This window comes from Rhodococcus sp. SG20037 (assembly GCF_031763325.1).
Taxonomy (GTDB): Bacteria; Actinomycetota; Actinomycetes; order Mycobacteriales; family Mycobacteriaceae; genus Rhodococcus_F; species Rhodococcus_F qingshengii.
Genome location: NZ_CP134497.1, coordinates 3,979,084 through 4,005,383 on the forward strand (window position 1 = coordinate 3,979,084; position 26,300 = coordinate 4,005,383).

24 protein-coding genes and 2 tRNA genes are annotated in these 26,300 nt (G+C 62.5%); 11 read left to right on the plus strand and 15 right to left on the minus strand.

Going from position 1 to position 26,300, the window contains the following annotated elements; genetic code table 11:
• Position 1: 1 nt before the first annotated feature.
• Entirely contained in the window at positions 2-871 is an 870-nt protein-coding gene (fdhD, locus tag RHP72_RS18240) for a formate dehydrogenase accessory sulfurtransferase FdhD (RefSeq protein WP_003944453.1), read from the plus strand.
• Here fdhD and RHP72_RS18245 read toward each other — a convergent pair.
• From RHP72_RS18245 to aroQ, 3 genes are read right to left on the minus strand one after another with little or no spacing between them, the layout of a single operon-like run.
• A complete protein-coding gene (locus tag RHP72_RS18245) occupies positions 822-2,735 on the minus strand; it encodes a TIM barrel protein (protein WP_311093662.1) in 1,914 nt (637 codons plus the stop codon). The genes fdhD and RHP72_RS18245 overlap by 50 nt on opposite strands.
• The gene (locus tag RHP72_RS18250; protein ID WP_054187687.1) at positions 2,732-3,610 is read right to left on the minus strand and encodes a shikimate dehydrogenase; all 879 of its coding nucleotides are present in this window, start codon (positions 3,608-3,610) and stop codon (positions 2,732-2,734) included. The genes RHP72_RS18245 and RHP72_RS18250 overlap by 4 nt, the downstream gene beginning before the upstream one ends.
• A complete protein-coding gene (aroQ, locus tag RHP72_RS18255; RefSeq protein ID WP_058227172.1) occupies positions 3,610-4,059 on the minus strand; it encodes a type II 3-dehydroquinate dehydratase in 450 nt (149 codons plus the stop codon). The genes RHP72_RS18250 and aroQ overlap by 1 nt, the downstream gene beginning before the upstream one ends.
• Positions 4,060-4,186: 127 nt before the next feature.
• Between aroQ and RHP72_RS18260 the strand changes: the two genes are divergently transcribed.
• From RHP72_RS18260 to RHP72_RS18270, 3 genes are all read left to right on the plus strand, one after another.
• Complete coding sequence (locus tag RHP72_RS18260) at positions 4,187-4,861, plus strand: TetR family transcriptional regulator (RefSeq protein WP_019749082.1); 675 nt, start codon at positions 4,187-4,189, stop codon at positions 4,859-4,861.
• Positions 4,862-4,932: 71 nt separating this feature from the next.
• On the plus strand, positions 4,933-7,155 hold the full coding sequence (locus RHP72_RS18265; RefSeq protein ID WP_311093664.1) for a glycoside hydrolase family 3 C-terminal domain-containing protein: 2,223 nt from the start codon (positions 4,933-4,935) through the stop codon (positions 7,153-7,155).
• 190 nt (positions 7,156-7,345) lie between these two features.
• Positions 7,346-8,683 (plus strand): MFS transporter, encoded by a 1,338-nt coding sequence (locus RHP72_RS18270; RefSeq protein WP_003944496.1) that lies wholly within the window; start codon positions 7,346-7,348, stop codon positions 8,681-8,683.
• Positions 8,684-8,800: 117 nt separating this feature from the next.
• Here the strand turns inward: RHP72_RS18270 and clpX are convergent, their stop codons facing one another.
• From clpX to RHP72_RS18295, 5 genes are all read right to left on the minus strand, one after another.
• Positions 8,801-10,081 (minus strand): ATP-dependent Clp protease ATP-binding subunit ClpX, encoded by a 1,281-nt coding sequence (clpX, locus tag RHP72_RS18275; protein ID WP_003944582.1) that lies wholly within the window; start codon positions 10,079-10,081, stop codon positions 8,801-8,803.
• Between the two features lie 332 nt (positions 10,082-10,413).
• Positions 10,414-11,076: an ATP-dependent Clp protease proteolytic subunit gene (locus RHP72_RS18280; RefSeq protein WP_003944539.1), complete on the minus strand. Its 663-nt coding sequence runs from the start codon at positions 11,074-11,076 to the stop codon at positions 10,414-10,416.
• A gap of 48 nt (positions 11,077-11,124) precedes the next feature.
• Positions 11,125-11,712, minus strand: coding sequence for an ATP-dependent Clp protease proteolytic subunit (locus tag RHP72_RS18285; RefSeq protein ID WP_007730960.1), 588 nt, complete (start codon positions 11,710-11,712; stop codon positions 11,125-11,127).
• A gap of 216 nt (positions 11,713-11,928) precedes the next feature.
• Positions 11,929-13,302, minus strand: coding sequence for a trigger factor (tig, locus tag RHP72_RS18290; protein ID WP_007730958.1), 1,374 nt, complete (start codon positions 13,300-13,302; stop codon positions 11,929-11,931).
• A gap of 132 nt (positions 13,303-13,434) precedes the next feature.
• A tRNA-Pro gene (locus RHP72_RS18295) sits at positions 13,435-13,508 on the minus strand.
• A gap of 395 nt (positions 13,509-13,903) precedes the next feature.
• Between RHP72_RS18295 and RHP72_RS18300 the strand changes: the two genes are divergently transcribed.
• Together RHP72_RS18300 and RHP72_RS18305 are read left to right on the plus strand one after the other, a co-directional pair.
• Positions 13,904-13,977, plus strand: a tRNA-Gly gene (locus RHP72_RS18300).
• A 194-nt stretch (positions 13,978-14,171) separates the two neighbouring features.
• Complete coding sequence (locus RHP72_RS18305; RefSeq protein ID WP_311094877.1) at positions 14,172-14,939, plus strand: DUF1542 domain-containing protein; 768 nt, start codon at positions 14,172-14,174, stop codon at positions 14,937-14,939.
• On the opposite strand, the gene RHP72_RS18310 is transcribed toward RHP72_RS18305, so the two are convergent.
• Entirely contained in the window at positions 14,936-15,733 is a 798-nt protein-coding gene (locus RHP72_RS18310; protein ID WP_050654623.1) for an Fpg/Nei family DNA glycosylase, read from the minus strand. The genes RHP72_RS18305 and RHP72_RS18310 overlap by 4 nt on opposite strands.
• 15 nt (positions 15,734-15,748) lie before the next feature.
• On the minus strand, positions 15,749-16,222 hold the full coding sequence (locus tag RHP72_RS18315; RefSeq protein WP_003944571.1) for a ribose-5-phosphate isomerase: 474 nt from the start codon (positions 16,220-16,222) through the stop codon (positions 15,749-15,751).
• A 100-nt stretch (positions 16,223-16,322) separates the two neighbouring features.
• Between RHP72_RS18315 and RHP72_RS18320 the strand changes: the two genes are divergently transcribed.
• Positions 16,323-17,201: a M48 family metallopeptidase gene (locus tag RHP72_RS18320; RefSeq protein ID WP_042923839.1), complete on the plus strand. Its 879-nt coding sequence runs from the start codon at positions 16,323-16,325 to the stop codon at positions 17,199-17,201.
• Here the strand turns inward: RHP72_RS18320 and RHP72_RS18325 are convergent.
• The gene (locus tag RHP72_RS18325) at positions 17,189-17,812 is read right to left on the minus strand and encodes a DsbA family protein (RefSeq protein ID WP_003944541.1); all 624 of its coding nucleotides are present in this window, start codon (positions 17,810-17,812) and stop codon (positions 17,189-17,191) included. The genes RHP72_RS18320 and RHP72_RS18325 overlap by 13 nt on opposite strands.
• A 166-nt stretch (positions 17,813-17,978) precedes the next feature.
• On the opposite strand from RHP72_RS18325, the gene RHP72_RS18330 reads away from it, so the two are divergent.
• Positions 17,979-19,214: an NAD(P)/FAD-dependent oxidoreductase gene (locus RHP72_RS18330; protein WP_064074812.1), complete on the plus strand. Its 1,236-nt coding sequence runs from the start codon at positions 17,979-17,981 to the stop codon at positions 19,212-19,214.
• Between the two features lie 65 nt (positions 19,215-19,279).
• Positions 19,280-21,859, plus strand: coding sequence for an aminopeptidase N (pepN, locus tag RHP72_RS18335; protein WP_311093665.1), 2,580 nt, complete (start codon positions 19,280-19,282; stop codon positions 21,857-21,859).
• A 68-nt stretch (positions 21,860-21,927) separates the two neighbouring features.
• Here the strand turns inward: pepN and RHP72_RS18340 are convergent, their stop codons facing one another.
• The 3 genes from RHP72_RS18340 to RHP72_RS18350 form a co-directional block, all read right to left on the minus strand.
• Positions 21,928-22,407, minus strand: coding sequence for a DUF5130 domain-containing protein (locus RHP72_RS18340; RefSeq protein ID WP_003944512.1), 480 nt, complete (start codon positions 22,405-22,407; stop codon positions 21,928-21,930).
• A complete protein-coding gene (locus tag RHP72_RS18345; protein WP_007730943.1) occupies positions 22,394-22,657 on the minus strand; it encodes a hypothetical protein in 264 nt (87 codons plus the stop codon). Before RHP72_RS18345 ends, RHP72_RS18340 begins: the two co-directional genes overlap by 14 nt.
• A gap of 146 nt (positions 22,658-22,803) precedes the next feature.
• Complete coding sequence (locus RHP72_RS18350) at positions 22,804-23,502, minus strand: HNH endonuclease (RefSeq protein WP_003944465.1); 699 nt, start codon at positions 23,500-23,502, stop codon at positions 22,804-22,806.
• Positions 23,503-23,684: 182 nt separating this feature from the next.
• Between RHP72_RS18350 and RHP72_RS18355 the strand changes: the two genes are divergently transcribed.
• A complete protein-coding gene (locus tag RHP72_RS18355) occupies positions 23,685-24,092 on the plus strand; it encodes a globin (RefSeq protein WP_003944464.1) in 408 nt (135 codons plus the stop codon).
• 4 nt (positions 24,093-24,096) lie between these two features.
• Here the strand turns inward: RHP72_RS18355 and RHP72_RS18360 are convergent, their stop codons facing one another.
• Positions 24,097-24,525, minus strand: a complete 429-nt coding sequence (locus RHP72_RS18360; RefSeq protein WP_030536649.1) for a cupin domain-containing protein — start codon at positions 24,523-24,525, stop codon at positions 24,097-24,099.
• 170 nt (positions 24,526-24,695) lie between these two features.
• On the opposite strand from RHP72_RS18360, the gene RHP72_RS18365 reads away from it, so the two are divergent.
• Positions 24,696-26,294, plus strand: a complete 1,599-nt coding sequence (locus RHP72_RS18365; protein ID WP_030536650.1) for a glycoside hydrolase family 13 protein — start codon at positions 24,696-24,698, stop codon at positions 26,292-26,294.
• The last annotated feature ends 6 nt before the right edge of the window (positions 26,295-26,300 follow it).

Here is a 26,300-nt window from a genome sequence, read left to right on the forward strand (position 1 = left end):
GATGGGACGAGTCACCGCACGAACACCGGTCGTTCGAATCTCGGGTGATCGGGTCGTCACGCGCCCCGACACGCTGGCCGTCGAGGAACCACTCGAAATGAGAGTTGGCGGTCAGGTGCTGGCAGTGACGATGCGGACCCCCGGCAACGACGTCGATCTCGTGCACGGATTCCTTCTCAGCGAAGGTGTCATCGCCACCCGCGACGACGTGAGCGTCGTCCGCTACTGCGACGGCGTCGACGAATCCGGTGCGAACACGTACAACGTCCTCGACATCGCTCTCGCTCCCGGAGTGCCGTTGCCCGACCACACCACCGACCGCAACACCGTCGTCAGTTCCGCGTGCGGAGTGTGCGGCAAGACCTCGCTCGACGCCGTCCGAACCACGACGCGACATCCGCTGGTCGGTGACACGACTTCCGTCACCTCGACCATCCTGTCGGCCATGCCGGTCACACTGCGGGAGAGCCAACGGATCTTCGAGCGCACCGGTGGCCTGCACGCGGCCGGATTGTTCACCGCCACCGGCGAACTCCTGGCACTGCGCGAGGATGTCGGCCGTCACAACGCCGTCGACAAGGTGATCGGTTGGGCCATCACCGACGGCCGAGTGCCCCTCTACGACACGATCTTGATCGTCAGCGGGCGGGCGTCGTTCGAACTCGTCCAGAAGGCCGTCATGGCCGGCATTCCGATCCTCGGTGCTGTCTCCGCGCCGTCGTCGCTGGCAGTGGAACTAGCGCAGGAGTCCGGGCTGACTCTCGCCGGTTTCATCCGCGGCGATTCGATGAACGTCTACTCGCACCCGCACCGAGTCGAGGTCACGTCGAACTCGCACGCAACTGAGCCGACAGTCGCACAGCGGAGTTGACTTCCCCGTAGCCCTCGTATCCACCCACCCGCTGCACGACCTCGAAGAACAGGTCTCCCCCGACGGTCGGGGTGAACAGGTGGAAGAACTCGCCGTGAGCGTCCGCGTCGTAAAGAATTCCGGTGCTGCGCATCCGGTCGAGCAGTTCCGGATTCAGTCCGAAACGCGCGTCCAGATCGTCGTAGTAGTTCGGGGAAATGGGTAGCGGAGCAAATCCCCAGTCCTGCATGGACGCAGCGGCACCGAAGATGTTCTCACACGCGAAGGCGACGTGGCTGACGCCGCCGCGACGGACCGTCGGCAGCCCACTTCGACTTCCCTCCACCATGTTCAGCGAGATGCGCAGGGTATGTCCGTCACCGCCTTGAACGAGCGTGAGCGCCTGGCTTCGCATGAGGCCGACAGAATCGGTGACGTCCTGCCCCTCGTGTGGTTGCATCTCGAACACGGACCGTAGGAGCAGCATGATGCCGTCCCAGCTCTCGGCCGGAACCGCCAGTGCCACGTGGTCGATCCCGGTGAACACTGCGCCCTGTTCACGATTGCGCTCGGCGGGCAGCGGGTAGATCTCGAATGCCGATTCCCACGCTGCAGCGCTGCCGGGGCCACGAAGGTCGATCGATGTCGCATCGGTGACCTTCAGGCGTACGACGTCCGGTACCTCGGAGTTCTCGTCGCTCGACCCCGGCAACTGCACGCGCGTCGCCGGCACTTCGAGAGCCAGAGCGCGCTCTCCCCACACCTCGGGTTCGGTTGCCCGGATGCCGATCTGAGTGAGAACCGGTAGATCCGCAGGCAGCCCGGGCGCCGTCCACACCGTGCCCGCAGTCGCATCCACGGCAACGGTGAGCGGTCCGTGCCGCCACAACTGCAAATCGTGATCGTGGTGCCGTCCGACCAGATGAAAACCGACGCGAAAGAGCATCGAGTGTACCTGGTCCTGTTTCGCCGGACCCGCCGCGATTCGCAGAGACACGATTCCTTCGAGCGGTGTGCGCTCCGGGGCGGTGAACAGCGTGGGTCCACCGGCGGCAGGGTTCGCGGCGGCGACCTGTTCTTCCAGATGCAGGAGCGACCGATGAGCGTCGATTGCCGTCCGCTGGGTGTCGGCGCGGCGGAATACGTCGTTGAAGATCTCGAGCGACCACGGTCCGTCGTAACCGGTGGCGTAGACATGCTGAGCGAACGCATTGAGATCGAAGCTGCCCTGCCCCGGGAAGTTTCGGTGATGCCGGCTCCACTGGAGGATGTCCATCGCCAAGAACGGAGCGTCCGCCAACTGGAGGAAGAAGATCTTCTCGCCGGGAATCTCGCGAATTCCGGCGGGATCGTCACCGCGCGAGAGGATGTGAAAGCTGTCCAGACAGGTACCGAGCGAAGGATGGTCGACGCCCTCGACGATCTGCCACGCATGGCCGTACGTGTTGACGTGGGCACCCCACGCGAGCGCCTCATAGGCAACCTTCTTGCCGTGCTCGGACGCCAGTTCGGCGAGAGCTCCGAATTGCCCTGTCAACTGACCGTCATCGTGACTTGCGGTCGGCAGGGGCGAGGAGCACACCAGGAGCGTCTCGCACCCCAGTTGATCCATGAGCTCGAATTTGCGTTGCACTCGAACAAGATTCCGAGCAAATTGGGCCTCGTCCACCGTGTCGAAGTCACGGAACGGCTGATACAGATCGAGGGTCAAGCCCAGATCCGCAGCCCTCGTTCGTAATTCCTTCGGGGACCACGGCGAAGCAACAAAATCCGGCTCGAACACCTCGAAGCCGTCGAAGCCGGCAGCAGCGATGGCGTCGAGCTTCTCCTCGAGAGTGCCACTGAGCGATACCGTCGCGATCGACGTCCGGACCGGGGCACTCACAGCGCTGCCGCAGTCTGTTCGCCGTGTACAAGTTCCGTCATGTGCGCGAGCATGCGCTTACTGTCGGGCTCGATGCCCGTGAAGATCCGGAACGCGTCGACGGCCTGGAAGACAGTCATTCCGCCTCCGCTGAGCGTCGGGGCTCCGATCAACCTTGCCTGACGCAACAGTTCGGTTTCGAGTGGACGGTAGACGATTTCGGCCACCCACAGATCAGGGCGAAGCAGATCTGGCGAGAACGCCATTCCGGGATGAGCCGCCATTCCCATCGGCGTCGCGTGGATCAATCCGTTTGCCTTGCCGAGCACTTCGGCGAGGTCGCTCGTATGCCGCGCCTCGACAACCTGCGCCGGAAACTGCTGCGCGAAGGTTTGTGCAAGTTCCTGCGCGCGAGGCAGGCTCGAATCGACCAACGTCAGTGTCCCGACGCCACGGGTGAGCGCGGCATAGGCAACCGCCGCACCGGCTCCGCCGGCACCGAGCTGCACGACACGATCGAGCTGTGCTCCGGGAAGTCCGTCGTCGAAATTTCGGCCGAAGCCCGACCAATCGGTGTTGTGTCCGATCGCCTTGCCGGAGTCGAAGAGGACCGTGTTCACCGCGCCGAGCCGGCTCGCATCGGGCGAGAGCTCGTCGAGGTGCTCGATCACCAACTGCTTGCACGGGTGAGTGATGTTGAGGCCGCGGAACCCGAAACGTCGTGCATAGGTGAGAAGTTCACCGATGTCCGACGGCGCCATGCCCATCACGTCGAGATCGAGGATGCGGTAGACGTACGGAAGACCCTGTCTGCGCCCTTCTTCCTCGTGCATGATCGGAGTCAAAGAGGCTCCGATTCCGGTGCCGATCAGACCGCAGAGCATCGAATCGCTCATCAGTTCTTCCCTTCTCGGATGCAGACGAATTCGACTGCGGCGCTGTATCCGTCGATTCCCAATCCACAGATGACGGCGTCGGCGATGCCGGAGACATACGAGTGGTGACGGAATTCTTCGCGACTGTGGATGTTGCTGATGTGCACCTCCACGACGGGGGCATCGAGTGTGACCAGAGCGTCACGCAACGCAACGGAGGTATGCGAGTACCCACCGGGATTGATGACGATGCCCGCGACTCTTCCCCTGGCCTCGTGGATCCAATCGATCAGTTGGCCCTCGTGGTTCGACTGCCTTGCCTCGACCACCGCTCCGAACTTCGCGGCCGCCGCTTCACAGCGGGAAACGACGTCGTCCAGCGTGTCTCTCCCGTAGAACTCCGGTTGGCGCTGGCCCAACAAATTCAAGTTGGGCCCGTTGAGGACCAGGACCGGTAGAGATGAAGTCATCAGGGGCACCTCGGGGTTGACGCTCGAAACTAATGTACGAACTAGTGAGTTAGTTCACTGGACGTTACTCCCCCGACGCGGACTCGACAAGCAAAGTCGACAAACTGCTGACAGATAGAGTGAGCACATGGTTTCCGAGCAGTCAGTGAACTCCGTGGTGTCGAAGCCGGAGAAACGACGCCGAAACAGCGATCTGACCAGGGTGAACATCATCGCCGTCGCCACCGAGGAGTTTGCCGACAAAGGCTTTGCCGGCGCCCGAGTGGACGAGATCGCAACCAAGACTCACACCACCAAGCGCATGATCTACTACTACTTCACCGACAAGGAAGGGCTGTACAAGTCCGTCCTCGAACACGCGTACAGCGTCATTCGTGCGCAGGAACGTGAACTCGACCTCGAGGGGTTGAACCCCACGGCAGCAGTCCGCGCCTTGGCCGAACTCACCTTCGACCACCACGAACAACACCCGAACTTCATTCGGCTGGTAGCCAACGAGAACATGCTCCGCGGTGAGCACATCGAGAAATCCGAGCTACTCAGCGGTCTCGGCGCCCCCGCCGCCGACCTGGTCTCGCAGATCCTCCACGACGGACAGCAGTCGGGAGCATTCCGCTCCGACGTAGATGCTCTCGATATTCACATGTTGATCAGCAGTTACTGCGTCTTTCGTATCGCCAATCGTTACACCTTCAAAGCGCTCTTCGACCGCGACCTGACCGACTCGACGCATCGTGAGCATCTTCGAACCATGCTCGGCGACATGGTTGTTGCGTTCTTGACCTCGAAGGCGCCGTCCTGACCCACCCCGAAGTCCGAAAAATCCCCCTACGGTGGTGAGTGGAACTCACAGCTGCCACCGGGAGGAATGACGTGACCGAGAATTACGTAGACGGGCTTTCACTCGAGGAGAAGGCGTCGTTGACGTCGGGCTCGGATTTCTGGCACAGCCAGTCCGTTCCCGGAATCGAATCGATACTCCTGACCGACGGTCCGCACGGAGTCCGGAAACAACCCGAGGGCGGCGACGCACTCGGACTCGGCCACAGCATTCCAGCGACATGTTTCCCACCGGCGGTCGGGTTGGGCTCGTCGTGGAACCTCGACCTCATCCGCCAGGTCGGTGAGGCTCTGGGCGACGAGGCCAAAGCCGAACAGGTCTCGGTCCTCCTCGGCCCAGGCATCAACATCAAACGATCACCCTTGTGTGGCAGGAACTTCGAATACGTCTCCGAGGACCCATTCCTCTCCGGCCGCGTCGCGGCAGCCCTGATCACCGGCATCCAGTCTCGCGGCGTCGGAACCTCGCTCAAGCACTTCGCTGCCAACAACCAAGAACACGACCGGATGAGAGTCAGTGCCGACGTCGACGAACGGACACTGCGCGAGATCTTTCTGGCCGGCTTCGAATACGCCGTCAAGACCGCGGCCCCGACGACGGTCATGTGCTCGTACAACAAGATCAACGGTGTGTACTCGAGCCAGAACCATTGGCTGCTCACCGAGGTACTCCGCGAACAGTGGGGCTTCGACGGCCTCGTCGTTTCGGACTGGGGAGCGGTCAACGACCGCGTGGCGGCACTCGCCGCGGGCCTCGACCTGGAAATGCCGCCGACCGGAACCGATACCCAGATCGTCGACGCCGTGCGCGGCGGCGACCTGGACGAATCAGTGCTCACCACTGCCGCCGAGCGCCTGGCGACGCTGGTGGCACGCACCGCCGCCGCGCGCACCGAAGGCCACACGTACGACGTCGAGCGTCACCACGAACTGGCACGGACCGCTGCAGCGGAGTCCGCTGTCTTGCTGGCCAACGACGGAGAACTACTGCCGCTGACCCCCGGCGGGCAAACCGTCGCGGTGATCGGCGAATTCGCGTGCAGCCCGCGGTACCAGGGAGCCGGCAGTTCACAGGTGGTCCCGACCAAGCTCGACAATGCCTTGGACGCGATCCTCGACCGCGAAGGCGCCGACCGCGTCACTTTCGCACCGGGCTTCACCTTCGACGGCACTCTGGACGACGACATGGTCACCGAGGCTGTCGACGCCGCACGCCGCGCCGACGTCGCGGTGCTGTTCCTCGGACTACCGTCCGCCACGGAATCCGAAGGATTCGACCGAACCGACATCGAACTGCCGGCTGACCAGATCGCCCTGCTGGAAGCGGTCCACGGCGCGAACCCGAACACGGTCGTCGTGCTCGCCAACGGCGGTGTGGTTTCGATCGAGCCTTGGAAGGATCATGCCGCCGCAATCCTCGAGGGCTGGCTACTCGGCCAGGCGGGCGGCTCGGCGATTGCCGATCTTCTGTTCGGCATCACGAATCCGTCCGGCCGCCTGACGGAGACCATTCCGCTTCGCCTCCAAGACAATCCGTCGTATCTGCATTTCCCGGGATCACAGCAGCACGTCCGCTACGGCGAAGGACTGTACGTGGGATACCGCTACTACGACTCCGCACTGCGTGAAGTGGCGTACCCGTTCGGGTTCGGGCTGAGCTACACCACCTTCGACATCACCGATACCTCCGTCGAGGCCGGTGAGAACTCCGCCGAAGTGACCGTCACCGTGCGCAACAGCGGCGACCGATCGGGCAGCAGCGTCGTTCAGGTCTACGTCCACGACGCCTCGGCAAGCATTGATCGACCCGCGCAGGAATTGAAGGGCTTCGCCAAGGTCCACCTCGACCCCGACGAATCCGCGAGTGTGACCATCACGCTCGACACCAGGGCATTTGCCTATTGGTCCGTCGCGGCGCAGGACTGGGCGATCGAACCTGGCGACTACGAGATCCGCGTCGGCTTCTCGTCTCGGGACATCGCAACCACCGACACGATCACCCTGGCCGGGAACGTCGGCGTCGGCACGCTCGACGCCATGTCGACCATCGGCGAATGGCTCGCCCATCCCGTCGGCAGCGCAGTTCTCGGCGCCGCCATGGCTGCCGCAGCGGACGACGGTGCACAGGCGGTCAGCCCCGAGATGATGGCACTCGCAGGCTCGATGCCGCTCGGAAAACTCGCCACCTTCGGCCTCGGGATCACCGAGGAACAGGTGGAGCAGTTGGTGGCGGCCGCAGCACAGCCGGCCTCCTAACTCTCTGAACTGCGGTTTCGACGAGCAGCGTGACCGCCAGTAGATTTTTATGAACTATTTGGTTAATAATCTTGTGTAGTTGCTGTGGCGTCGGTTACATTCCTTGTATCGCTCTCCGCACAGACGTTCTTGATACGAACACAATCGGCGGATGTAGAGCCTCCACGACGCTTCCACCCAGGAGATGAGCATGTCAGCTAGCACGGTTACACCGTCCGGGCCCGAGGCGGGATCCTTGGCAAGGCCGGATACGACCAAGGTCAAGCGCGCCGCAACGTCGTCGTTTCTCGGCAGCATGCTCGAGTACTACGACTTCTACATCTACGCCTCCGCCGCTGCGCTCATCTTCCCCACGGTGTTCTTCCCGGACAGCGGGCATGCGGCTCTACTTTCGCTGGCCACCTTCGGTGTCGCGTACGTCGCGCGTCCCCTCGGCGCTGTAGTCCTCGGCCATTTCGGTGACCGCGTCGGCCGCAAGAAGATCATGCTGCTCACGCTCATTCTGATGGGCGCAGCCACCTTCCTCATCGGATGTATTCCCAGCGCCGATTCGATCGGAGTTCTTGCACCGATCCTTCTTGTCCTGATGAGAATCGCCCAGGGCATCTCCGCCGCGGGTGAACAGAGCGGTGCCAGCTCACTGACGCTCGAACACGCCCCCGAAGGCCGACGCGCGTTCTTCTGCAGTTGGACCCTCAACGGCACCCAGGCCGGCTTCATCCTCGCCAGCCTCGTATTCCTGCCCATCGCCGCGCTCCCCGACGACATCCTTTACACGTGGGGTTGGCGAATCCCGTTCTGGGGCAGCCTGATCGTTCTGGTCGCGGCATACATCATGCGTCTCAAGCTCGAAGAGCCCGAAGAGTTCACCGAGCAGCAGGAATCCAAGACCGTCGCCAAATTGCCTGTTGCCGATCTTCTTCGCACCCACAGCGCAAATCTGATTCGCGTGATCTGCTGCGCTTTCATCGCCGTCGTCTCGACCATCTTCTCCGTCTTCGGTCTCGCTTTCGCCACCACCGAAGAAGTGGGGATTCCGAAGTCGACCATGCTCTGGGTTGCCATCGCAGCCAACGCCGTAGCCCTGCTCAGTCAGCCCGCCTGGGCGATGCTCTCCGACCGGATCGGTCGCAGGCCGTTGTTCATCGGTGGCGCCCTCGGTAGCGCGGTGTTCATCTACGTGTACTTCGGCGCAATCGCCAGCGGCAACGTTCCCCTGATCTTCCTCGCCGCAATCGGATTGATGTCCGTCTTCTACGCTGCCCCGAATGCCATCTGGCCGTCGTTCTACTCCGAGATGTTCAACACCAAGGTCCGCTACTCGGGCATTGCGATCGGCACCCAGGTCGGCTTCGCCCTCGCAGGCTTTGCCCCCGCCATCGGCAACGCCCTCATGGGCGGCGACAAGACACACTGGATGCCCGTTGCCATTCTGACTTCGGTGGCCTGCGTCATCTGCGCGATCTCGGCGTTCACCGCCAAGGAGACGTTCCGCACCCCCCTCAAGGAGCTCGGCAACCCGATCTAGCCGAATACCCCACAGACACCCTGCACGAACCACTGTGTTGCACGAACCACTGTGTTGCGCGAACGACTGTGGCCCGGCATCTCGCGAGAGATACCGGGCCACAGTCGTTTTGAAGTTCTACGCCGTCTTGTCGCGACGCTCGCCACGTTCCGGCTTACGCGGAACGATGGTCGGAAGTACGTTGTCGTTGACGGTCTCCGCGGTGACGACCACCTTTTCGACGTCGTCACGGCTGGGAATGTCGTACATCACGGGAAGAAGAACCTCTTCCATGATGGCGCGCAGGCCACGAGCGCCGGTTCCACGCAAGATCGCCTGATCGGCGATAGCGTCGAGCGCTTCTTCGGTGAACTCGAGTTCGACGCCGTCCATGTCGAACAGGCGACGATACTGCTTGACGAGAGCGTTCTTGGGCTCCGACAAGATCTGAACGAGCGATTCCTTGTCGAGGTTGGTCACCGACGCGATCATCGGCAGTCGGCCGATGAACTCCGGAATCAGACCGAACTTGATCAAATCCTCCGGCATGACCTCGGCGAAACGATCGACCGTATCCAGTTCGGCCTTCGACCGAACCTCGGCACCGAATCCGATACCGCGCTTACCGACACGATCGGAGACGATCCGCTCGAGACCTGCGAAAGCGCCCGCGACGATGAACAGCACGTTCGTGGTGTCGATCTGAATGAATTCCTGGTGTGGATGCTTACGGCCACCCTGCGGCGGGACGCTTGCCTGCGTACCTTCGAGGATCTTCAGCAACGCCTGCTGAACACCTTCGCCGGACACGTCACGCGTGATCGACGGGTTCTCGCTCTTACGGGCGATCTTGTCGACCTCGTCGATGTAGATGATTCCGGTCTCGGCGCGCTTGACGTCGTAGTCGGCAGCCTGAATCAGCTTGAGCAGAATGTTCTCGACGTCCTCACCGACGTAACCGGCCTCGGTCAACGCCGTCGCGTCAGCGATGGCGAACGGGACGTTGAGCATCTTCGCGAGAGTCTGAGCGAGATACGTCTTGCCACAGCCGGTGGGGCCGAGCATCAAGATGTTGGATTTCGCGAGCTCAACCGTCTCACCCCGCGCGTCACGGCCCTTGTCGCCGGCCTGAATGCGCTTGTAGTGGTTGTAGACGGCCACGGCCAACGTCCGCTTGGCGGAGTCCTGACCGATGACGTAGTTCTCGAGGAATTCTCGGATCTCCGCAGGCTTGGGAAGCTCGTCGAGCTTGACCTCGCTCGATTCGGCCAATTCCTCTTCGATGATCTCGTTGCAGAGGTCGATGCACTCGTCGCAGATGTACACCCCGGGTCCTGCAATGAGCTTTTTGACCTGCTTCTGACTCTTACCGCAGAAAGAGCACTTGAGCAGATCCCCGCCGTCGCCGATGCGTGCCATCTCGTGAGGTCCCTACTTTCCATCATGTACGTGCACTCGCCGCCACTCGATCGGTCGAGACGCTCCGCAGTACTTCGGTAGTTGTCAGATCAGACAAACTGATCGAACAAATCTGGTCGAACAATCGCAGAACGCCGGTCGAGAACCAGCCCGTGAAGTGACGGTACCCGCAGATCCCGAACGGGGTCGACCTGTTCTCGGCGTTTCGTCTGCGGATAAAAAAGAAAAGAGTCGAGATTTCAGCCTGGCAAGCGCTCCACCAGGCACTTCTCGACGTGTCCGCCTCGTGTCGGGAATCGGGTAACAGATCCTCGACACGAGGCGGAAATCGACTACTTCTGTGCGCTGAGCTTCCGGTAAGCCAGCACGTCGTCGATGATGCCGTACTCCTTGGCCTGCTCGGCCGTGAGGATCTTGTCGCGATCGGTGTCGACGCGGATGGTCTCCGGATCCTTACCCGTGTGCAGCGACAGCGTGCTCTCCATGAGCCGACGCATACGCTCGATCTCCGCAGCCTGGATCTCCAGATCGGAAACCTGACCCTGGATGCCGCCCGTAGCCGGCTGGTGGATCAGAATGCGCGAGTTGGGGAGCGCGAAGCGCTTGCCCGGCGTACCGCCGGCCAGAAGCACGGCAGCTGCCGAAGCAGCCTGACCGAGGCAGACGGTGGAAATGTCGGCACGGACGTACTGCATCGTGTCGTAGATCGCCATCAGCGCGGTGAAAGAACCACCGGGCGAGTTGATGTACATCGTGATGTCGCGGTCCGGATCCTGCGATTCGAGAACCAGCAACTGCGCCATGAGGTCGTTGGCGGACACGTCGTCGACCTGCGAGCCGAGGAAGATGATGCGCTCCTCGAACAGCTTGTTGTACGGGTCGGACGTCTTGACGCCGTAGCTGGTCTGCTCCGTGAACTGGGGCAGGATGTAACGCGATTGGGGGCCCGACGGCGCCTGGCCGCCCAGCGAGTTAGCTCCGAAAAGATTGGTCATCAGTTCTCCAAAGTATGAATTGGGCAGCGAAAGGATGGGCGAACCGGCTCAGTTGCCGGTGCCGCCGGCCTGATTCGCACGGGAGACGACGTGGTCGACGAAGCCGTACTCGAGAGCTTCCTTCGCCGTGAACCAACGGTCACGATCGGAGTCCGCGGTGATCTGCTCGACCGTCTGGCCGGTGTGCTGAGCAATCAGCTCGGCCATTTCGCGCTTGGTGTGCTTGAACTGCTCGGCCATGATCGCGATGTCACTGGCGGAACCACCGATACCGGCGGACGGCTGGTGCATCATGATGCGGGCGTGAGGCAGCGCGTAGCGCTTGCCCTTGGTGCCTGCCGAGAGCAGGAACTGACCCATCGACGCCGCAAGGCCCATGCCGAAGGTGGCGATGTCGCACTCGGCGAACTGCATCGTGTCGAAGATCGCCATACCTGCGGTCACGGATCCACCGGGCGAGTTGATGTAGAGCGAGATGTCTCGCGTCGGGTCCTCGGCCGAGAGCAACAGGATCTGTGCGCACAGCTTGTTGGCGATGTCGTCGTCGACCTGGGTACCGAGGAAAATGATGCGCTCTCGCAGCAAGCGCTCGTACACCGAGTCGCTGAGGTTCAACCCAGCGGTCGCTGAAGTCATGGCGGGACTCTGCAAAGTCTCCAGGTGATTGGAAGTCACGGTACCTGCCTTCTATGTGGATCTACTTGTGCGGTGGATCGTCTATGCGAAACACTTCTACTGACACAGACAGTAACGAAGTAGGGCGGCACCGGAGTCCCGGTGCCGCCCTACTTCGCTCAAAGCGGAAAACTCAGTGCAGTCGATCGTGGTGAAAACACCCGTCCGCCTGCGTTTTTACTTGTCTTCGCTCTCGGCGGAATCAGACTCGTCCGCTTCGGTTTCGGCCTCACTGCTGCCGAACAGCTCCGCGGTGTCGACAACTGCGCCGGAGGTGTCCTTGACACCGGCCGACTCGACGACGGACGCGAGAGCCTTGCCACGACGGACGTCTGCGAAGACGGCGCCGAGCTGGTTGGCCTGCTGGATCTGCTGGATGAACTGCTCAGGAGCCATACCGTAACGCTGCGCCTGGAACAGGATGCGCTCGGTGAGCTCGTCCTGACCGACGGTGACGTTGCCCGCATCGGCAATCGAGTCGAGCAAGAGCTGCGTCTTGACGGAGCGCTCAGCGGCTTCCTGTGCATCCTTGTCGAACTCTTCGCGGCTGCTGCCCTGCTCTTCGAGAAGCTTGTTCAGTGCCTCTTCGTCGTGATCGAGACCGTGAACGGCGTCGTGCAGTGCAGCGTCGACCTCAGCCTTGACGACAGCCTCCGGCAACGGAACCTCGACGGTCTCGAGCAGCTGCTCGAGAACCTTGTCGCGGATCTGACCGGCCTGCTCGACCTTGCGGACGCGTGCGACGCGCTCACGGAGGTCAGCCTTCAGTTCTTCCAGGGTGTCGAACTCGCTGGCGAGCTGAGCGAACTCGTCGTCCTCAGCCGGAAGCTCGCGCTCCTTGACCGTCTGCACGGTCACGGTGACAACAGCTTCCTTGCCTGCGTACTCGCCGGCGACCAGCGTCGACGTGAAGTCCTTGGACTCCCCCGCCTTGAGGCCGATGATGGCTTCGTCGAGGCCCTCGATGAGCTGGCCCGAACCGACCTCGTGCGACAGTCCGCTCGCGGTTGCCTCGGCAACGTTCTCGCCGTCGACGGTGGCCGACAGATCGATGGAGACGAAGTCGCCGTCCTCGACTGCGCGGTCGACGCCGGTGAGGGTGCCGAAACGCTGACGCAGCGAAAGCAGCTGCTCTTCGATGGCTTCGTCGGTGATCTCGATCGGATCGACCTCGACGTTGATGGAGCTGAAGTCAGGGAGCTCGATCTCGGGGCGCACGTCGACCTCGGCGGTGAACTCGAGGAGCTCGCCGTCTTCGATCTTGGTGACCTCGATCTCGGGCTGGCCGATGGCCTTCACGCCGGCGCTGGTGACAGCCTCGGAGTAACGCGACGGCAGAGCGTCGTTGACGACCTGCTCGAGCACAGCGCCGCGACCGACACGCGCTTCGAGGAGGCGGGCCGGAGCCTTGCCGGGACGGAAGCCGGGGAGACGAATCTGCTGCGCGAGGGCCTTGTAGGCCTTGTCGAAATCAGACTTGAGTTCCGCGAAGGGCACCTCAACGTTGATACGGACTCGCGTCGGGCTGAGCTGCTCGACGGTGCTCTTCACGAAACTTCGCTCCTTCGTCTGGTCTTGCTCACAACTTGTGTTGAATCGGTACTGCTGTGTGTTCGGTACTGCTGCCTGGCGCGGCACTTCACTCCCGGACTTACTGGAGGTGAAGTGCCATGTACGTACTTGTCGGGATGACAGGATTTGAACCTGCGACCCTCCGCTCCCAAAGCGGATGCGCTACCAAGCTGCGCTACATCCCGTTTCCGATCACATGAAACACACGATACGGCCATCCGAGGCCACTAAGACAGCGGGCCACAAAGGCAGCCACCATCGGTGACCGCGCACAACCCTATCGCGCTCACTACTCTCTCACGAACCCGACCGCCATTTGTACACGGCCCGGCTGTCGACCCCGTCAGTATGTCATCCGACGGCAGCCACATACAGCCTTGCCTCAATTGCCATTCAGAGCCGGAATCAGAAGCCGCGCCTGCGGCCGAGACACCCCGACTCGCCGAGCAATTCGCCAATTCCCCAGGTGAACGACGATCTCGAACTTCTCCGACCCCCCGATTATGAAATCCGGTGGGGCATTGGGTACAGTTTCGTATCGCAGACGACGAACACGGCGATCCCGAGTTGTCGTATGCACGGGGATGTAGCTCAATGGTAGAGCCTCAGTCTTCCAAACTGATCACGCGGGTTCGATTCCCGTCATCCCCTCCATCAGGAGGGAAACTCCACAAAAGATCCGCATCGGCCCAGCCGGTGCGGATTTTTTGTATTCCGACTTTGTCCACTCAGACCACCCCCCTGCGGTCCGTATCCTGGAGTTGTCCGGATCGATTCTGCTCGGGAGGCCACTCGTGACCACGATTCTTCTCATACTCGTCGTTCTGGCCGTAGTCGTATTTCTGGTCATGAAAAGCCAGCAACGCGGTTCCGGCCACAGCGCAACACAACTCGACGATGCGAAAGCCGATGCCCGGCAGGCGATCGAACGCCTCGGCGGTCAGGTCTACAACCTGACCGGCAGTGACGACGCGTCGCGCCAAGCCCTCGCCGACGCGGCCGAACGGTACAACGCCGCAGGCTCGCAGATCGATCAGGCCGCAACGCCGGTCCAAGCACGTCTCGCGAAACAGACTGCACTGGAAGGGCTTTACTACATCCGCGCGGCACGGGTGGCGATGGGCATGGATCCGGGACCGGAAGTTCCTTCCATCGACGGACAGAAGGCTGCCGGTTCGGTCACCGAAGACCGTGAGGTCGAATTCGAGGGCCGCAAGGTCGCGGCATCACCCAATCCGTCGTCGCACACACCCAACTACTACCCCGGTGGCCGAGTCGCCGGACGCCCGGTCCCGGCCGGCTGGTACTCCGAACCCTGGTGGAAGCCTGCACTCGTCGCCGGCGCCTGGGGTCTGGGTTCGATGATGCTGTTCTCGACCATGTTCTCCGGCATGGCCGGGGTTCCTTACGGCGCAGAGGCTTTCGCCCAGGGTGGCGATCCCGGCGCCGACACAGGCTCCGGTGACTCGGGAGATCAGGGTATGGACGCCGGTGATCCCGGCGCCGACCAAGGAAGTATCGACAACACGGACTACACCGCTGACGGCGGAAGCGACTACGGGGACTTCGGAGGCGGCGATTTCGGTGGCGGCGACTTCGGAGGCTTCGACTTCTAAGCCGACTGACACACCGGGCACCAGAACAGGTTTCGTGCCTTCATGACGGAATGCAGGATCGGTGTGCCGCACACGCGGCACGGCGATCCTGCTCTTCTGTAGACATAGGTACGCGGACGATCCTTCGCGTACGCCGGATCTCCGTTGTCGTGCTCGGCGCGAACGACGTGCATCTTCCCCCGTCTGACGCCGACTTTCATCAATTCGACTAGGTCTGCCCACATGGCGGTCCACTCGCCGTGAGAGACGAGATTCCCCGGTCGTTCAGGGTTGATTCCGTGACGAAAGAGAAGTTCGGCGCGATAGACGTTGCCGACACCCGCCAGGACCGCCTGGTCCATCAGCAGGGCGCCGATTGCCGTCTTGGACTTGGAGATTCGCAACCAGGCCTTCTCTGGATCCGCGTCGCGGCGCAGTGGGTCCGGCCCGAGTCTGGCCTCGATCGCGGCGACCTGAGGAGGTAGCAGGACTTCGCAGGCGGTGGGACCACGAAGGTCGGTGCCGAAGTCGGCACCGACCATTCGCATCCGGACCTGGCCTACCGGTTCTTCCATCGGCAGGGTGGCGTCGGTGAACTTTCCGTACAACCCGAGGTGTACGTGAACTGTCAGACCGTTGTCGTACGTGTGCCAGAGGTGCTTTCCCCAGGCATCCGAGGACGTGAGTACGTGTCCGTCCACCAGGCGCGCATCCTCGGCGAATCTGCCTTGCGGACTGAGGACGCGGACCGGTGAACCGACGAACTTGCGGGCATGCAACCGTGCCAGCCGGTGCAGGGTATGACCTTCAGGCACGGAACAACTTTCGGATCAGGCTTGCGGCAGAGCCGGTGCGACGCCGGTCTTCTCGTACTCGGACAGGATGTCGATACGACGCTGGTGGCGCTCTTCACCCGACCATGCGGTGGCGAGGAAAGCGTCGACGATGGCAAGCGATTCCTCGAGGGAATGCATACGTCCGCCGATGCCGATCAGCTGAGCGTTGTTGTGCTCACGTGCCAGCTTCGCCGTTTCGACGCTCCAAGCGAGGGCGCACCGTGCGCCGGGAACCTTGTTCGCGGCGATCTGCTCGCCGTTGCCACTGCCACCCAGGACGATTCCCAGGCTGCCCTCGTCGGCGACGACGCGCTTTGCGGCTTCGATGCAGAAAGCCGGGTAGTCGTCCACGGCGTCGTACTCGTGAGCACCACAGTCGATGGCCTCGTGGCCGTTCGCTTTCAGGTGTTCGATGATCTCGTTCTTACGTTCGAATCCGGCATGGTCGGCACCCAGGTATACGCGCATGGCGACAATTCTCTCAGGCCCGACCAGCCGGGCGCACCCGGGTCGACGTCACACTTTCAGGAACACGCATCGCCGCGCGAGCACACCTATCGTGGTGCCCATGTACCCCGTCAACGGCCAGGCCGCTGCACCCGCCGTTCGTGTGTCACCGGGCAGTGACGCCGTTCGCCACCCGTGGGAAATCCCGCTACTCGTGCTCGCGGTGCTGACGACGGTCGTCACTTATGTGGTGGCGATCGTTCTGATCGCTGCGGGTGATCTGTCGACGTGGATCCTCGTGGTGCTCGCGGCTCCGATCCTGCTGTTCCTCGCGCGAGGTCAGCTGTACGGATCGCAACAGGTCAACGGAATCAAGATGACGCCTTCACAGTTTCCGGAGGGGTATCAGCTGGTTGCCGAGGCTGCGGCACGGTTCGGCATGAAAACTCCGCCGGATGCCTACGTCGTGCTGGGGAACGGACGGATCAACGCGTTCGCGTCGGGGCACGGATTTCGCCGTTTCGTCGTCGTCTACAGCGACCTGTTCGAAGTCGGTGGGCAGGCACGCGAGCCCGATGCGCTCGCATTCATCATCGGCCACGAGGTCGGCCACATCGCTGCCGGGCATGCGTCGTACTGGCGCCAGTGGGGACAGTTCGCGTCGAACTACATTCCGGTGATCGGGTCTTCGCTGTCGCGTTCCATGGAGTACACGGCGGACAACTTCGGCTTTCACATGCGTCCGCAGGGTGCACCGGGCGCGATGGGCGTCCTCGGCGCGGGAAAGTATCTGGTGGGTCTGGTCGGGTTCGACGAACTGGCCGATCGGGCGACACTCGAATCCGGGTTCTTCCCGTGGTTCGTCAACATCTTGTCGTCGCATCCGGTGCTGACCTGGCGTGCGGCTGCGCTTCGCAACCGCACGCACTCAGGGCATCTGTTCTTCCGGCCGGGTCAGCTCTACCGAAATCCGGCGCTCACTGCCGCTCAGTCGAACTGAGGATCCTCGTTGCGGGTCCGCTTGAGCTCGAAGAAGTGGGGGTAGCCGGCCAGCGCGACTGCGCCGTCCCACACCTTGCCTGCGTCCTCGCCGCGCGGGATGCGTGAGAGCACGGGGCCGAAGAACGCCACACCGTTGACATGGATCGTCGGGGTTCCGACGTCGGGTCCGACGGCGTCCATGCCCTTGTGGTGGCTCTCGCGCAGAGCCTCGTCGTACTTGTCGGTGTCGGCGGCCTCGGCCAGTTCAGGTGGCAGGCCGACCTCGGCGAGGGACGACTTGATGACGTCGGCGAAGTCCTTGTTGCCCTCGTTGTGAATCTTCGTCCCCATAGCCGTGTACAGCGGCAGCAGGATCTCGTCACCCTTCAGCTGCGCTGCAGCGATGGCGACACGGACCGGGCCCCAGGCCTTGGTCATCATCTCCCGGTACTCGTCGGGAAGGTCACGGCCCTCGTTGAGAACCGCAAGGCTCATCACGTGGAACTTGGCCTCGATGTCGCGTACCTGCTGGGCCTCGAGAATCCAGCGTGAGGTGATCCAGCACCACGGGCAGAGCGGATCGAACCAGAAGTCAGCAGTGTCCGTGGTCTTGCTCGAGGTTGCGCTCACGAAGAAACTCCCTATCAGTTCATGTCGGTCAGGTCATATCAGTTCGGGGACATACTCCCGTTCTGCCAACAATCATGAACCCGCAATCCTTCCCGCGCTTTCCCCCGAACCACCTCCCGATCGCAGTAGTGTCGAAAAGAAACGAGTACGAAGGAGTGGTTCAGTAATGAGCACCAACCGGAGATTCGTGATCGTCGGCGGCGGGCTCGCGGGCGCAAAGATCGCAGAAGCCCTGCGTGACAGAGATTTCGACGGTGAGATCACCGTATTGAGTGAAGAAGACCACCTCCCGTACGAGCGTCCGCCGCTGTCGAAAGAGTTCTTCGCAGGCAAGAAGACACTCCCCGAATTCACCGTCCACGACGGCGAGTGGTTTCGCGACCATCGCGTCGATCTTCGCCCGGGAACGACGGCAACGGCCATCGACCCCGCTGCGCACACCGTGTCACTTCCGGACGGTTCAACGATCAGCTACGACAAGCTCGCCTTGGCCACCGGTTCGCGGTCGCGGCGCCTCGACATCCCGGGGTCCGACGCCGAGGGTGTTCACTACGTGCGAACAGTCGATCAGGCCGCCGCGCTGCTGCGCACCCTGGCCGCCGACAAGAAGCTCGTCGTGGTCGGTGCCGGCTGGATCGGCCTCGAAATTGCCGCGTCGGCTCGCGGTTTCGACGTCGACGTCACCGTGCTCGAGCATGCCGGACTTCCGCTCGAATCGACCCTCGGCCCGGAAATGGGTGAGGTCTTCGCCGCACTGCACCGCCAGAACGGGGTGGACTTACGCACCGGCACGGACGTCACCGCAATCTCTGTCGACGGCGGTCACGCCTCGGGCGTCACTTTGAGCGATGGAACCGTGATTCCGGCCGACGCCGTGTTGATCGCTGTCGGCGCATTGCCGAACACCGAGTTGGCATCGGAGGCGGGTATCGACGTCGAGAACGGGGTTCTCGTCGACGCCGGTCTGCAGAGCAGCGACCCCGACGTGGTCGCAGTGGGTGACATCGCGGCCGCACAGCATCCAATTCTGAATGCACGAATTCGGGTGGAGCACTGGGCAAACGCACTCAACCAACCCGAGACGGCCGCAGAGACCATGTTGGGACGGCCCGCCGAGTACGTCCGCATGCCGTATTTCTTCACCGATCAGTACGACCTCGGAATGGAATACGTAGGTCACGCACCGCACGGCGGCTACTCGAGTGTCGTCACTCGCGGCGACGTCGACAAGCGCGAGTTTCTGGCATTCTGGCTCGATTCCGCGAACAAGGTGCTCGCCGGCATGAACGTGAATATCTGGGATGCCGGTGACGCCATCAAGGAATTGGTCGCGTCTTCGCGTCCCGTCGATCCGGAGCGGTTGGCCGATCCGGAGATTCCGCTGGCAGAAGTGTCCGCTTGAGTGAAGTCGTTCTCTTCGTGATGGGATGGACGTAATAGATCCGCACCATCTACGAGGAGATCTTTGTGGTCGCACCGAACCTGACACGCGAAACCGCAGCGCAACGGTCAGCAATCCTGACCGTCGAGAACTACCTGATCGAACTCGATCTCACCGACGGCAAAGACGCACCCGGAGAGGAGACGTTCTCCTCGAAGACCACCGTCACGTTCACCGCCACGGCCGGAGCAAGCAGCTTCATCGACATCGTCGCGGCCAGAGTCCATTCCGCGGTCCTCAACGGCACCGCGCTCGACGTCTCCGGCTACGACGAGTCGACGGGCATCAGCCTGCCTGATCTCGCTACCGACAACGAGTTGGTCATCGAGGCCGATTGCATCTACTCCCACACCGGCGAGGGACTGCACCGATTCGTCGACCCGACCGATGACTCCGTCTACCTCTATTCACAGTTCGAGACGGCCGACGCCAAGCGCATGTTCGCGTGCTTCGATCAGCCTGATCTCAAGGCCACGTTCGACGTCCGCGTCACCGCTCCCACGTCGTGGAAGGTCATCTCCAACTCCGCGGTCGTCGAGACCCTTGCCGCCGATCCCGGCAAGCACGTTTTCCGGACCACCCCGAAGATGAGCACGTACCTGGTGGCACTCATCGCCGGTCCCTACGCGCAGTGGACCGACAACTACTCCGACGAGCACGGCGACATCCCGCTCGGAATCTTCTGCCGCGCTTCGCTGGCCGAGTTCATGGACGAGGAGCGACTGTTCACCGAGACCAAGCAGGGATTCGACTTCTACCACCGCAACTTCGGTGTTCCCTATGCTTTCGGCAAGTACGACCAGCTCTTCGTCCCCGAATTCAATGCGGGCGCGATGGAGAATGCCGGCGCCGTGACATTCCTCGAGGACTACGTCTTCCGTTCCAAGGTGACCCGCTACTCGTACGAACGTCGTGCCGAAACGGTCCTGCACGAAATGGCGCACATGTGGTTCGGCGACCTCGTCACGATGGCGTGGTGGGACGACCTGTGGCTCAACGAGTCGTTCGCGACCTTCGCTTCGGTCCTGTGCCAGACCGAGGCCACGGAGTACACGAACGCCTGGACGACGTTCGCCAACGTCGAGAAGTCGTGGGCGTACCGCCAGGACCAGTTGCCGTCGACGCACCCGATTGCCGCGGACATTCCGGACCTGGCCGCCGTCGAGGTGAACTTCGACGGCATCACGTACGCGAAGGGCGCCAGCGTCCTCAAGCAGTTGGTGGCATACGTCGGACTCGAGCCGTTCCTCGCCGGACTGCGTGAGTACTTCCGTGAGCACGCATTCGGAAACGCAACCTTCGACGATCTGCTGGGCTCACTCGAAAAGTCCTCGGGCCGTGACCTTTCCGACTGGGGTCGGCAGTGGCTCAAGACCACCGGTTTGAACATCCTGCGCCCCGACTTCGATGTCGACGCAGACGGAAAGTTCACCCGCTTCGCCGTCCTGCAGGACGGTGCTGCACCAGGCGCCGGCGAGCGGCGAATCCACCGGATCGCCATCGGCATCTACGACGACGTCGACGGCAAGTTGGTACGAAGCCATCGCGTCGAACTCGACCTCGATGCTGTGGAAAGCACGGATGTCCCCGAACTTGTCGGCGTCGCCCGCGGTGCACTCGTGTTGGTCAACGACGACGATCTCACCTACGGCTCCGTGCGACTCGATCCCGAATCGTTGGCGACGGCGATCGAGCGGGTCGGCGACATCACCGACTCACTCCCCCGCACCCTGGTCTGGTCGGCGGCGTGGGAAATGACCCGTCAAGCCGAACTGAAGGCACGCGACTTCGTCGCGCTGGTCGAGCGCGGCATCAGTTCGGAGACCGAAGTCGGTGTGGTGCAACGTCTCTTGCTCCAAGCCCAAACCGCCATCGGCTCCTACGCAGATCCGGCCTGGGCCGAGGCCGAAGGCGCGGCGAGCTTCGCCAATCGGTTGCTCGAACTCGCACGTGAGGCAGAGGCCGGGTCCGACCACCAGCTGGCATTCGTCAACGCACTCACCGGCGCAGCACTCTCCCCGTGGCACACCGAGGTACTGCGCGAATTGCTCGACGCCGATCCCTCCACCGTTGGGCTCGACGGCCTGATCGTCGACACGGACCTGCGCTGGCGCATCGTCGGGGCACTCGCGGCCGCCGGTGAGATCGACGCCGAAGCAACCGCAACTCCATTCATCGACGCCGAAGCTCAGCGTGACCCGACCGCTGCGGGCGCTCGTCAAGCCGCGGCGGCCGCGGCCGGACGTCCGCAGGTCGCTGTCAAGGAAGAGGTCTGGGCAAAGGTCGTCGGCGACGACTCCGTGCCCAACATCACCGCGCGATCGATCATCGGCGGGTTCGCTCGCGAAGGCCAGGACGAATTGCTCGAGCCCTTCGTCTCCCGCTACTTCGCCGATATCGCGGCGGTGTGGGAACGACGCTCGAGCGAAGTGGCACAGACGGTCGTCATCGGGCTGTACCCGTCGTGGTCGATCTCGGACGAATCCGCAGCGGCAGCAGACCGGTTCCTCGAAGGCGACATCCCTCCCGCGTTGCGTCGCCTGGTCGTCGAAGGCCAGGCCGGCGTGGTTCGTTCACTCGCAGCACGAAAGTTCGACGCGAGCTGACATGCGAAAGGCCGGTGCCCGCGTCGATTCTCACGAATCGAAGCGAGCACCGGCCAGTGTCTTACAAGTCAGGGCGCTGAAATCGCGGCTGCCATAACGCGGATAGCGCTGATCAGTCCGTCGATCAGGTTGCCTTCACTGAAGGATGCAACAGCTGCCGTTGCTCCGAGCTGGGTAACACGATCGGTGACCCGATCGGCGATTGCCCGACCGCTGCGAACCTCGACGGTGCGCTGGTTGGGCGAAACGGCGATCAGGACGGAACGCTCGGCTTCGGGCGTGGTCGGGAACAATGCGTCGGCACCCGCTGCCGGATCAGAACCGAGATCACCGACGTACGCGTTGAACCGCACCTTGGTGGCCCGCGTCGCTTCGGTCATCGCGACGTCGAGCGCGACCAGATCCATGGTCTCGAACGGAAGATCGTCGGTGAACGGCTCGCCGATGCGATGCACACCGGATACGCGTCCACTGGACGTGACGACGCTGCCGACGGGCAGGTCCTCGGGCGCTACTGCGAGCGCGGTCGAATGATCACCACTTGCCACTTGCGGACCCTCCGATCAGATCAGCCGAACCGGCTTCGATTGCGTGTGCACTGCCGTGATGGCCACCGCGAACGGTGACCTCGTCGACAGCACTCCACAGCACGGGAGCGTGATCCCACGACTCACCGAGATGGAACGCCGGCGGAACCGGTCCCGGCGTCTTCTTCCCGAGGAAGGACGCAGCCGCGAAGAACGCGGTGATCAAGGCCGGAATCCCAACGTATATCAGTACTACCTCGAGAATGCTCACACCAGATAACGTAGCCCAGAACGCCAGGAAGGAAAGCGTCAGGGCCACAAATTCTCGGGCAATTTCGTTTCGGTGACGCTAGAACTCAATTCAGGCTGCGCCCACGCCGACACATTGCTCAGGCTGCGCCCACGCCGACACATAGCTCAGGCTGCGCCCACGCCGAGATAAGGCATCCACGCCGGATGCAATTCCTTGGTCGCCGCGAGCAGACGCCAGTGAGGTCCGGACGGCGGGACCAATTCCGCACGGAGGGTCCATCCGAGTTCGCTGAGCATCTTGTCGGCCTTGCGGTGATTGCAGGGGGCACAGCACGCGACGCAGTTCTCCCACGAATGCCCGCCACCTCTGCTGCGAGGAACGACGTGGTCGATGGTTTCGGCTTTGGCTCCGCAGTACGCACATCGGAAGTGGTCACGATGCATCAGCGCGGCACGAGTCATGGGGATGCGGGCGCGATACGGAACACGCACGTAGGTGCGCAATCGAATGACCGAGGGAACCTGCACCGACCAGTCCGCGGAATGGACTACCGGGCCCTGTTCGTCCTCGTGGACGGTATCGGCCTTGCCGCAGGCCATCAGTACGACCGCGCGCCTGGCAGGAAGGGCGGTCAGCGGTTCGTACGTGACGTTGAGCAGTAGCACCCGACGTTTCACCCACTCGGGGACTACGCGATCGGGAGGGAACATCTCGAGGTGAGAATGCTCGTCTGAAAAGAGTGGGTCGGCAGTGTGCGCGAACCCGTCAGGAACAACTTCCAGAACAGCCCCTAACGCGTGGTCGTTCCGCGCGCTAGTGGGCTGGAGTTGTCGGTGATTGCGTGCAGCATGTCGGTTCTTCATACGACCTCCGGGAGACTGCCCCCAAGTTGACCACGGATGATCGCGTTACGCACTCCCATTTCGAACAAAATTGCCAGGACGGCCGGTGAATTTCCGGTGAATGGGTACGCACTCCGACTCGATACAACCGTCGTCGACCCGGAAACCGACCACTACGGCCGTCAGGCACAATGGAACTTGCCATGAATGACGTACAGCACGACGTGCAGCAGACCTTCTACGACGCCGTCGGCGGAGCCGAGACGTTTCACAAGCTCACCGCGCGATTTTACGAAGAGGTCGCGAAGGACGAGGTTGTGCGCCCGCTCTACCCCGAGGCCGATCTCGGCCCGGCCGAGCGGCGGATGCGGATGTTCCTCGAGCAGTACTGGGGCGGACCGCACACGTACTCGGAGGAGCGTGGACACCCGCGTCTGCGGATGCGCCACAATCCATTCGTGATCGGCCCGATCGAGCGTGATGCGTGGCTGCGGTGCATGCACGTCGCCATCGCGTCCATCGACGAGAAGACTCTGAGCCCGGTGCACCGCAAGCAGTTGATCGACTACATGGAGATGGCTGCCGCGTCCATGGTGAACTCCGCTATCTGACCGTCTACTTAGCCTTCGGCCTGAACACGCGCGCGACCCGGCGGACTGCTCGTACCCCGAACGACACCGTGGGATGCAGGGGCGAACTCAAGATTGCATGCTTGCGCACGTACTCTTCGACCTCCCACTCCGACCAACTGCCCGCACGGAAGAGTGCGGCATCGCCGACACTCAGGGTTCGCTCGGCGATTCCGTCGGCCTGAACGGTGACCGACCCTTCGATGATGTGCACGATTTCGTCCGCGTGGAAGTACCAGCGGAAGCGCCCCTTCGTGCAATCCCAGACGTGTGTAGTCGTGGTCCCGTCTTTACTCGCCGACCATTGCGCCGACCGTGCAACCGGTGTGCCGAAGATTATCCAGTCGCGGTTGATCGGATCATCTTCGAGCAGTACATGATCCAAACTGACCGCTTCGATTGCCGACAAAGTCAAGGCCAAGCCCCCTTGGTTGAATTCCCGAATACTTCTCCCCCGGCAGTAACACCAAAGTTGCCACATGGTGTCACCGCGTGAATGCAAAGTACACCAAGGCTAGGTAAAGAGTCACGCTTTTGCCGTGTCCAAGTCGTGAGAGTGCCAGACGTTTGGCACTATGAACTGCTGTGAGCACCCCCGCGGATTCGTCCTCTGTAAGCCGGCCCGAAGCCCCGTGGTGGAACGAGGCGGTCTTCTATCAGATCTATCCGCGTTCTTTTGCCGATTCGGGCAGCGACGGTATCGGCGACCTCGGCGGAGTCGAGGAGAAACTCGGCTACCTCGAACTGCTCGGCATCGATGCAATCTGGTTGAGCCCGGTGATGAAGTCACCGATGGCAGACCACGGCTACGACGTCTCGGATCCTCGCGACATCGATCCCTTGTTCGGCGATCTGGCGACGATGGATTCACTGATCACGTCAGCCCACGAACGCGGAATCAAGGTCACGATGGACCTGGTCCCGAACCACACGAGTGATCAGCACGAGTGGTTCAAGGCAGCCCTGGCGTCGGCGCCCGGTTCTGCGGAGCGATCCCGTTACATCTTCCGAGACGGCAAAGGTGAGAACGGCAACGAACCGCCGAACAACTGGCCGAGCATCTTCGGCGGCCCGGCGTGGACCCGCGTCACCGAAGCCGACGGAACACCCGGCCAGTGGTACCTGCACATCTTCGCCAAGGAACAGCCCGACCTGAACTGGGACAACCCCGAGGTCTTCGACGACCTCGCCAAGACTCTGCGGTTCTGGCTCGAGCGCGGAATCGACGGATTCCGCATCGACGTGGCCCACGGAATGGCAAAGCCCGACGGTTTGCCGGACCACGACTGGGAGCTCAACGAGCTCATGCGCAATTCCGACGACGACCCGCGGTTCAACAACCCGGCAGTTCACGAAATCCACCGCGGCATCCGCAAGGTCATGGACGAGTTCCCGGAGGCGATGACCGTCGGCGAGATCTGGGTGAAGGACAACCAGAAGTTCGGCGAATACATCCGGCCAGACGAACTGCATCTCGGATTCAACTTCCGACTTGCAGAAACCGAATTCTCCGCCGAGTCCGTCCGGGAGGCCGTGGAGAACTCTCTTGCGGCCGTCGCCGAGGTCGGGGGTGTGCCCACGTGGACGCTGTCGAATCACGACGTCGAACGTGAAGTCACGCGCTACGGCGGGGGTGAGATCGGAACGCAACGCGCACGGGCGATGATCCTCGTCGAACTGGCGCTTCCGGGCGCGAGCTTCATCTACAACGGAGCCGAACTCGGCCTGCCGAACGTCGACCTGCCCGACGAGGCACTACAGGACCCGGTCTGGGAACGATCCGGACATGCCGAGCGAGGACGCGACGGCTGCCGAGTGCCCCTTCCGTGGGAAGGAAGCGAACCCCCGTTCGGATTCACCACCGGCGCGAGCACCTGGTTGCCGATGCCACGCGAGTGGTCGACACTCACGGTGGAGGCGCAGATCGAGGACGTCGACTCGATGCTCTCGCTTTATCGCGCCGCCCTCGAACTTCGTAGCGCCAGGCCGGAGTTCTCCGGCGCCGACATCGATTGGTACGGCAGTCCCCCCGGCTGCCTCGCTTTCCGTCGACGCGGTGGTCTGATCTGTGCTCTCAACACCACGGAGGTGCCGATCGCACTGCCGAGCGGGCAGCTGCTGTTGAGCAGCGCACCACTCGTCGACGGTCAACTACCCGTCAACGCTGCGGCGTGGCTGATCTGAGAGAAC

Excerpts from the sequence above, each read along its gene's own strand:
- fdhD (WP_003944453.1), top strand. The coding sequence starts at position 2 with ATGGGACGAGTCACCGCACGAACACCGGTCGTTCGAATCTCGGGTGAT.
- RHP72_RS18250 (WP_054187687.1), bottom strand. The coding sequence starts at position 3,610 with ATGAGCGATTCGATGCTCTGCGGTCTGATCGGCACCGGAATCGGAGCC.
- aroQ (WP_058227172.1), bottom strand. The coding sequence starts at position 4,059 with ATGACTTCATCTCTACCGGTCCTGGTCCTCAACGGGCCCAACTTGAAT.
- RHP72_RS18260 (WP_019749082.1), top strand. The coding sequence starts at position 4,187 with ATGGTTTCCGAGCAGTCAGTGAACTCCGTGGTGTCGAAGCCGGAGAAA.
- RHP72_RS18270 (WP_003944496.1), top strand. The coding sequence starts at position 7,346 with ATGTCAGCTAGCACGGTTACACCGTCCGGGCCCGAGGCGGGATCCTTG.
- clpX (WP_003944582.1), bottom strand. The coding sequence starts at position 10,081 with ATGGCACGCATCGGCGACGGCGGGGATCTGCTCAAGTGCTCTTTCTGC.
- RHP72_RS18280 (WP_003944539.1), bottom strand. The coding sequence starts at position 11,076 with ATGACCAATCTTTTCGGAGCTAACTCGCTGGGCGGCCAGGCGCCGTCG.
- RHP72_RS18285 (WP_007730960.1), bottom strand. The coding sequence starts at position 11,712 with ATGACTTCAGCGACCGCTGGGTTGAACCTCAGCGACTCGGTGTACGAG.
- RHP72_RS18305 (WP_311094877.1), top strand. The coding sequence starts at position 14,172 with ATGAAAAGCCAGCAACGCGGTTCCGGCCACAGCGCAACACAACTCGAC.
- RHP72_RS18315 (WP_003944571.1), bottom strand. The coding sequence starts at position 16,222 with ATGCGCGTATACCTGGGTGCCGACCATGCCGGATTCGAACGTAAGAAC.
- RHP72_RS18320 (WP_042923839.1), top strand. The coding sequence starts at position 16,323 with ATGTACCCCGTCAACGGCCAGGCCGCTGCACCCGCCGTTCGTGTGTCA.
- RHP72_RS18330 (WP_064074812.1), top strand. The coding sequence starts at position 17,979 with ATGAGCACCAACCGGAGATTCGTGATCGTCGGCGGCGGGCTCGCGGGC.
- RHP72_RS18350 (WP_003944465.1), bottom strand. The coding sequence starts at position 23,502 with ATGAAGAACCGACATGCTGCACGCAATCACCGACAACTCCAGCCCACT.
- RHP72_RS18355 (WP_003944464.1), top strand. The coding sequence starts at position 23,685 with ATGAATGACGTACAGCACGACGTGCAGCAGACCTTCTACGACGCCGTC.